The following is an 8,130-nucleotide window of genomic DNA, read 5'->3' as shown; positions in this document are numbered from 1 at the left end:
CCCGCGCCCCCCCCCCCCCCCACGCAACATCCCACCCCCCGGCCCGGTGGGGGGCCCCCCCCCCGGCCCGCCCCAACGACACTCACCCGCACTGCGCCGAACGGCGGCCCCTCAACCCACCCCCCGCACGGCGAGACGGCGATCATTGCCCCACGTCACCCCCCGTGATACACAGAGTGACCATACGCACATTCGCCTACCCGCCACCCGTGCCCAGGTCAGAGCCCACGGTCGGGCCACAGGCCGGGATATCGGGTAAAGAGAGCCGTCAAGTCGACGACGACGGCGGTTTCATCAGCGAAGATAGTGAGTGACCCCTGCCGTCGGGCACGGGCTACCGGAACTACCCATACAGGGGCGGTGAGTTACATGATCCTGGCAGCCGAAAAGGGCGACATCACCACCATCATCGGCGGAATCGCCCCGAACTGGGGGCCGTTCGGCAGTCTCGGCAACGAAGCGAAGGTCATGATCGAAGTGGTCATGGCCGTGGCGATCCTCCTCTGCCTCGGCATCGCCATCTGGGGCGCGGCCAAGCAGCGCATCGGCGCGACCGCGCTGCGCGACACGTTCAGCGCGGAACAGGGCAAGGGCCTGATCGTGGCCGGCCTGACCGGAGTCTTCATCATCGGCTCGCTCGGGACACTCTTCACGATCGTCTACGGCATGGCCGTCTAGCCGCACCACCCACCCAGCGGGGCCACGGCAGCGACGGCACCTGATGAGGAATCACCACACCGCGCCACGCGGGAACCAGCGCTACCGTCGTACGACGCGGAGGGGGCCGACACGGAATGAGCAACGACGACCACTACGGCGGCGGCAGCGGCTACGGCGAAGTCGGCGGCACGGGCCAGACCCGTACCCGCCTGCCGGACTCCCCCGCCGACCCGTACGGCCCGACCCGCCGCACCCCCCGCGCCTCCCGCAGCCTGATCACGGTGGTCGGCGTGGTGGTCCTGCTGATCGCCGCGATCGCGTTCGCGAACCAGGCCCCGGACGGCACCGAGGACAAGCCCGCGGACAACGCCCCGGCCGCCTCCTCCACGGCGGCCACCGGCACCAACCCCGTCACCGGCAAAGCCGCCGGCATCCCCCACGGCTTCGCGCACGACGAACAGGGCGCCCAATCCGCAGCCGCCAACTACGCGGTGGCCCTCGGCTCCGACGGCATGTTCAAGAAGAACACCCGGCACGCCCTCGTCGACGGCATCTACGCTCCCGACACTGCGGCCCGTCTGAAGGGCCCTCAGGACGAGGCCTACTCCGCCGCGTTCCTCGCCAAGCTCGGGCTCGACGCGAACGGAAACCCCCCGCAGGGCAGCACCTTCGTCACCCGAGCCGTCCCGATCGGCACGCGCGTCGAGAGCTACACCCCGACCGGCGCCAAGATCGCGGTCTGGTACACCGGCCTGATCGGCATGTCCGGCGCCAAGTCCACCGACCCGGTCCGCACCCTCTGGAAGACCTGGACCTTCGAACTGAGCTGGATCGGCGAGGACTGGAAGGTCGTCGACGACACCCAACAGGACGGGCCCGCCCCGGTTCCCGGCGATGTCCCCGTGTCGACGTCCGACGACATGAGCAAGGCCATCAAGGAATTCGGAGGATTCACCTATGCCCGCTAGCCGCCGGCTCCCCGCCCGGCTCGGCGTGATCGCCTCCGCCCACCTGGCCGTCGCATCCCTCGCAACCCGCGCCTACGCCGCCCCCACACCGACGCCGACCCCCTCGGGCAACAAGGACTGTGAGCTCCTCGTCGGCTCGGCCAAGGACTACTGCGAGAAGGGCTCCGGAGCCGCTCCCCGCCCCGGCCTTGCCCCAAGCGACCCCACCGACGCCCTCAACCCCCTGGCCTCCCTCGCCAAGGGCTGCGCCGACGCCGCCTCCTGGATCGTCGGCAAACTCAGCGAAGCGGTAAAGGGCAGCGCCAACGTCGACTTCACCAACCCCGCCTTCCTCAAGCAGTACTCGGTGGTCTTCGCCGCCTCCACCATCCTCACCCTCGTCCTCTGGCTCTTCGCCGTCGCCAAACGAGCCGTCCGCGGCGTCCCCCTCAGCACCGCCCTCTCCGAAGCCATCGGCTTCCTCTGGCTCACGGTCCTCGCCTCCGCCTTCACCCCCCTCATCCTCTACACCGTCGTCTCCGCCACCGACGGCGTCACCGAGGTCATCGCCTCCGCCACCGGCGGCCAGACCGACGTCTTCTTCGGCTCCTTCTCCGAAGCCCTGAAGAAGGGCGACGACATCGGCGGCGGCCCGATCATGCTGATCGTCGTCTCCCTCGTCACCGTCCTCGCCGCCGGCATCCTCTTCCTCGAGCTCTTCATCCGGGCCGCCCTCCTCTACGTGGGCGCCCTCCTCGGCGTGGTCGTCTACTCCGGCCTCGTCGACCGCAACCTCTGGGGCCACGTCCGCCGCTGGGCCGGCATCATGATCGCCGTCATCCTCGTGAAGCCGGTCATCGTCATCGTGCTCGGCCTCGCCGGCGCCCTGACCGGCGAAAAGGGCCCCAACGCCTTCTCCGCCGTCGTCACCGGCCTCGCCATCATCCTCCTGGCGATCTTCGCCTCCGCGATGATCTACCGCTTCGTCCCCGGCTTCGGCGACGAGATCGCCTCCGCCCGCGCGGGCCGCAGCAAGGCCACCGACGGCGCCCAGGCGGCCGCCGTCATCAGCTCCCCGGCCTCCCTCGTCTCCCAGGGCATCAAGACCCACAGCAGCCGCGGCGCCCACCGCGGCGGCGACGGCGGAGCGGGCAACGCCGCCCGCCCCGCCAACCCCATCTCCGGAGGCGTGGCCGCCCACAGCAGCCGCCCCACCTCCGGCGGCGGGGCCGGCGGCGGAACTGTCCCCTCCGCCGCACCCCCGCCCCGCACAGGTTCGAGTACGAGGAACACAGGAGGTGACGGGCGTTGACGACCCAGTCCCACCAGCTGCACCCGGTCGCGCCCCGCCGCACGTATCTCATCGGCCGGGCCCGGCCGAACGCGATCGTCGGCAAGAACCGCGAGACCGGCGAGATCGCCCTGATCATCGCGGGGGCGTTCCTCGGCATGATGAGCGGACTGCTCGTCCCCGACCTCACCCTGCGCATCGTCAGCCTCGCCGGCTTCCCCATGCTCGCGCTCGCCGCCGTGTACGTCCCCTACCGCGGCCGCACCTTCTACAAGTGGTTCGAGATCAACCGCAGCTACAAGCGCACCCTCCGCCGCGGAACGACGTACCGCTCGAAGGCCATGGAAGCCGGCACCCGCGCCGCCGACGGCCGCGAGGTCGAGGTCGGCCCGCCCCCCGGCATCGGCCGCATCAGCTGGCTCGCCGCCCCCTTCGGCCCCGACGAGATCGCCGTACTCCTCCACGCGGACCGCCGCACCGTCACCGCCGCCATCGAGATCGAGGGCCCCGGCGTCGGCCTGCGCGACAGCGAGGACCAGGAGGCCCTCGTCGACCGCTTCGGCACCCTCCTCAAGCACGTGGCCAACGGCGACGGCTTCGTCACCCGCCTCCAGATGCTCGCCCGCACCCTCCCCGCGGACCCCGACGCCCACGCCAAGGACGTCGCCCAGCGCGGCGACACCAACGCCCCCGGCTGGCTGCGCGACTCGTACGACCAGCTCCAGTCGATGGTGTCCACCTCCTCCGAGCAGCACCGCGCGTACCTCGTCGCCTGCATGCACTACACGCGCGAACTCGCCGCCGAGGCCCACACCATCGCCCGCGCCGGCACCCCCCACAAGGGCCGCAAGCTCGACCGCGACGCCGGCCTCGCCATCGTCATGGCCCGCGAGCTCACCGACATCTGCGCCCGCCTCGCCGAGGCCGACATCCGCGTCCGCCAGCCGCTGGGCCAGGGCCGCCTCTCCTCCCTCGTGCACTCCATGTACGACCCGGACCACCCCATCGACCACATCCAGGCCATGACCAAGCGCAACGCCTGGCCCGCCGAACTCGACGCGGTCGAACCCACCTACCTCCAGGCCAAGACCCGCGAGTCCTCCACCCGCGCCCCCTGGTGCCACGCCACCGCCTGGGTGAAGGAGTGGCCGATGACCCCCGTCGGCGTCAACTTCCTCGCGCCGCTCCTCGTCCACACCCCCGACGTGATCCGCACCGTCGCCGTCACCATGGATCTGGAGCCCACCGAGATCGCCATCGAGCGCATGCTGACGGAGAAGACGAACGACGAGGCCGACGCCAGCCGCGCCGCCAAGATGAACCGAACCGTCGACCCCCGCGACATCGCCGCCCACGGCCGACTCGACCAGAGGGGTGAAGATCTCGCCAGCGGCGCTGCGGGAGTCAACCTGGTCGGGTACATCACGGTGTCGTCGCGATCACCCGAAGCCCTCGCCCGCGACAAGCGCACCATCCGCGCCTCCGCCGGCAAGTCCTATCTCAAACTCGAATGGTGCGACCGCGAGCACCACCGTGCCTTCGTCAACACCTTGCCGTTCGCCACCGGCATCCGACGCTAGCTGGAGGGAAGTGCCGCCCATGCGAGATCCCATGTCCGCCCTGACGGACGCCTTCACCAGCTTCCTCTTCGGCAAAGTCGAAACCACGCGCCTGCCCGTCCGCACCTCCACCGGGCAGGCGCAGGCCGTCTACCTGCCCACCGCCGCCCCCGGACTCGGCGACTCCGGCGTCATCATCGGCCGCGAGGTCTACAGCGGCAAGGGCTACATCTACGACCCCTTCCAGCTCTACGGCCAGCAGCTCCCCGCCCCCCACTGGCTCGTCCTCGGCGAATCCGGCAACGGCAAGTCGGCCCTCGAAAAGACCTACGTCCTACGCCAGCTCCGCTTCCGCGACCGCCAGGTCGTCGTCCTCGACGCCCAGGGCGAGGACGGCGTCGGCGAGTGGAACCTCATCGCCCAGCAGCTGGGAATAACCCCCATCCGCCTGGATCCGATCGCCGCCAACGACGACGGCATCCGCCTCAACCCCCTGGACCCGGCCATCACCACGACCGGACAGCTCGCCCTGCTCCGGACCATCATCGAGGTGGCGATGGGCCACGGCCTGGACGAGCGCGCCGGCTTCGCGCTCAAGGTCGCGCACGCCTACGTCGTCGACACGATCCGCGACCGCCAGCCCGTCCTCACCGACATCGTGGAGCAGCTGCGCCACCCCGAAGCCGAATCGGCCCTCGCGATGAACGTCGACATAGACGATGTCCGCGCCTGGGGCCTCGACGTCGCGCTCGTCCTCGACCGCCTCGTCGACGGCGACCTCCGCGGCATGTTCGACGGCCCCACCACCGTCGGCATCGACCTCGACGCGCCCCTCATCGTCTTCGACCTGTCCCACATCGACCGCAACTCCATCGCCATGCCCATCCTGATGGCGATCGTCGGCGTCTGGCTCGAACACACCTGGATCCGTCCCGACCGCAAGAAGCGCATCTTCCTCGTCGAAGAGGCGTGGCACATCATCAACAGCCCCTTCGTCGCCCAGCTGTTCCAGCGGCTCCTCAAGTTCGGCCGCCGCCTCGGCCTGTCCTTCGTCGCCGTCGTCCACCACCTCTCGGACGTGGTCGACGGCGCGGCCGCCCGCGAAGCCGCGGCCATCCTCAAGATGGCCTCGACCCGCACGATCTACGCCCAAAAAGCGGACGAGGCCCGCGCGACGGGCCGCGTCCTGGGCCTTCCCCGCTGGGCGGTGGAAATCATCCCCACCCTCACCCCCGGCATCGCCGTCTGGGACGTCAACGGCAACGTCCAGGTGGTCAAGCACCTGATCACCGAGGCCGAACGCCCCCTCGTCTACACCGACCGCGCGATGACGGAGTCCTCGGCCCCCGCACCCCTGCACGCCGACCTGCTGGCCGCCGAACTCGAAGCCGAGGAAAGGGCCCTGTCCATGGAACGCCACCGCAACAACGGCACCGGCTCGGCAACCACGGTGGCCTGACCATGCCCAACGCCAGACGTACGGAGCCCACGGCCCGAGCCGGCGGTATCCCCGACGGAGTCCTGGTCGGCCTCCTGGCCTTCCTCCTCGGCCTCGCCGTCCTGGTCTGGTCGGCCACCGGCCTCGCGGCCCTCTTCGCCAAGGGCGCCTGGCCGGACACGGTCACCTTCACGCGCACCCCGGAAGCCGTCCGCGCCCTGATAACAGAGCCTCACGACATCCCGGCCGCCTGGCCGGACACCGACCCGGCCGCGCTCTCGGGCTGGGGCCTGTTCTGGGGCCTGTTCATCAGCCAGCTCCTGATCCTGCTGGTCCTGACGATCTTCACGATGGGCATCGTCGCCCGCACCAAGGCCCGCCGCACCCTGGCCAAACAGCCCGCCCCGGCGCCCCAGCCGCACGAACCCGGGCCCACACTCCCCACCCAGCACCAGCCGTACGAACCCCATCCCGCGGCCCCCCGCCCGGCCGCGAGCGAGCCCCCGCCTCCCCCCGTGGACGAGGCCTACCGCTACGGCTTCGGCTACGCCCCGACGACCACGCCCCCGGCCACGACCAGGACCACCACCCCGCCCCACCGCCTGGCGTACGCCACCCCCGCCGAACGCCACCACCCCGCCGCCCAAGCCATCGCGACGGCCGAGGGCGCGGCCCTGATCGTCACGTCCTCCCCCGCCCTCTGGTCGGAGACCAAGGACGCCCGCGCCAAACTCGGCCCGGTCCTCCTCTACGACCCCTCCCACCTGTGCGACACCCCGGCCCGCATGCACTGGAACCCGGCCGAGGGCTGCACCGACCGCGACACCGCAGCCGCCCGCGCGATCGCCCTCCTGGCCCCCGTACGCCCACAGGCCCGCATGGACGCCGCACTCGCCCACACGGCGGAAACGCTCCTGCGCAGCTGGCTCCAGGCAGCCGCCCTCGACGATCGCCCGTTCAAGCAACTCCACCGCTGGGCCCAGGGCAACAACGCCCAGGACGCCGTACGCATCCTGCGCACCCACCCCCAGGCCGCCCCCGGCGCGGCCGGCGAACTGGAGAGCGCCCTCACCGCCCACCCGGAACGCCGCGAGCAGGCCCAGCACCTGACGGCCCGTGCCCTCTCCTGCCTGACCTCGATCCACATCCGCGAGGCCTGCAACCCGAACCGAACGGATTCCCTCACGCTGGCTTCGTTCGTGACCGAGGGGGGCACCCTCTACGTGGTGGGCGAATCCCTGGAAGACCCCCGCACCCACCCGGGTGCGATGCCTTTGCACACCGCACTCGCCGCTCACGTGGTCGAGCACGGCCGCCGCATGGCCGCACGGTCATCCCACGGTCGGCTCGACCCACCACTCTCCCTGGTCCTGGAGGACGTGGCGGCCGTCGCCCCCATCCCCCAGCTCCCGGACCTCCTGACGGACCCGACCCTCCCCCTCGTCGCCCTGTGCCGCAGCCGCGAACAGGCCCGCTCCCGCTGGCCGGACGCCCTCTTGCCGTAGCCCGTGTCGGAAGGGTCGGTGCCCGGGGTCAGGCGGGCCGGGGGAACACGTACTCGATCTCCCGAGCACCCTCTTCCGTCGGCACGGGCACGTCGAGCCCCGACGTCACGAACCCGAACCGCCGGTAGAAGGCCGCGGCCCGCCCGTTCTTCTCGTGCACGAAGAGCCGTACGCGTTCCAGCGCCGGCTCCTCCAACGACCAGACCCACTCCACCGCGGCCTCGAACAGCGCCTCCGTCAGCCCACTGCCCCGCTGCTCGGGCCGCACGAACACCCCAACAAGGTGCCCCTGGTGCACCTCGATGTCCTCGTCGAAGATGCCGGTGGTCCCCGCCTCCTCGACCAACACCACGACGCTGCCGCTCCACGACCCGTCCGGTGCCTCGGCGATGAACTGCCGGGCCATCCGCCCGTGCGAGGCCCCTTCGGTACGCGCCTGCCAGAACGCATCGGGCCGCCCAGCGGCAGCCTCCTCGGTCTCCAGGAAGGCAACGGCCGCATCGGGGTCCCGCAGGGCGGCTATGCGGAGCTCCTTGACCTTCTCCCACTCATCGGCTCGGACAGGACGAATCACATGCTGGTTCATGGCTGGTGATCATAGCGACCGCCCGCGAACCCCACTCAGCCGAACTGGTCCTGAACGCAGAAAAGCCCCGCACCATAAGGTGCGGGGCTTTCCCACAATGATTGTTCGGCGGCGTCCTACTCTCCCACAGGGTCCCCCCTGCAG

The 8,130-nt window shown here is 70.8% G+C and carries 7 protein-coding genes; 6 read left to right on the top strand and 1 reads right to left on the bottom strand.

Features of this window, described 5'->3' with window-relative positions:
* The first annotated feature begins 369 nt into the window (after nt 1–369).
* From ACFV9H_RS39800 to ACFV9H_RS39775, 6 genes are all read left to right on the top strand, one after another.
* The gene (locus tag ACFV9H_RS39800; protein WP_008742356.1) at nt 370–678 is read left to right on the top strand and encodes a hypothetical protein; all 309 of its coding nucleotides are present in this window, start codon (nt 370–372) and stop codon (nt 676–678) included.
* Between the two features lie 116 nt (nt 679–794).
* Entirely contained in the window at nt 795–1,628 is an 834-nt protein-coding gene (locus ACFV9H_RS39795; protein ID WP_385408601.1) for a hypothetical protein, read from the top strand.
* Nucleotides 1,618–2,919, top strand: a complete 1,302-nt coding sequence (locus tag ACFV9H_RS39790) for a hypothetical protein (RefSeq protein WP_385408599.1) — start codon at nt 1,618–1,620, stop codon at nt 2,917–2,919. Before ACFV9H_RS39795 ends, ACFV9H_RS39790 begins: the two co-directional genes overlap by 11 nt.
* Nucleotides 2,916–4,478: an SCO6880 family protein gene (locus ACFV9H_RS39785; protein ID WP_385408597.1), complete on the top strand. Its 1,563-nt coding sequence runs from the start codon at nt 2,916–2,918 to the stop codon at nt 4,476–4,478. The genes ACFV9H_RS39790 and ACFV9H_RS39785 overlap by 4 nt, the downstream gene beginning before the upstream one ends.
* A gap of 19 nt (nt 4,479–4,497) precedes the next feature.
* Complete coding sequence (locus ACFV9H_RS39780; RefSeq protein ID WP_385408596.1) at nt 4,498–5,916, top strand: ATP-binding protein; 1,419 nt, start codon at nt 4,498–4,500, stop codon at nt 5,914–5,916.
* Between the two features lie 2 nt (nt 5,917–5,918).
* Nucleotides 5,919–7,400, top strand: coding sequence for a type VI secretion protein (locus tag ACFV9H_RS39775; protein ID WP_385408594.1), 1,482 nt, complete (start codon nt 5,919–5,921; stop codon nt 7,398–7,400).
* Nucleotides 7,401–7,428: 28 nt separating this feature from the next.
* Here ACFV9H_RS39775 and ACFV9H_RS39770 read toward each other — a convergent pair whose 3' ends face one another.
* Nucleotides 7,429–7,986: a GNAT family N-acetyltransferase gene (locus ACFV9H_RS39770; protein ID WP_385408592.1), complete on the bottom strand. Its 558-nt coding sequence runs from the start codon at nt 7,984–7,986 to the stop codon at nt 7,429–7,431.
* Between the last annotated feature and the right edge of the window lie 144 nt (nt 7,987–8,130).

This window comes from Streptomyces sp. NPDC059874, from assembly GCF_042731135.1.
Lineage (GTDB): Bacteria > Actinomycetota > Actinomycetes > Streptomycetales > Streptomycetaceae > Streptomyces.
Note: the sequence above shows the minus strand (reverse complement) of the source record. Positions and strands in the feature narration are given on the sequence as shown.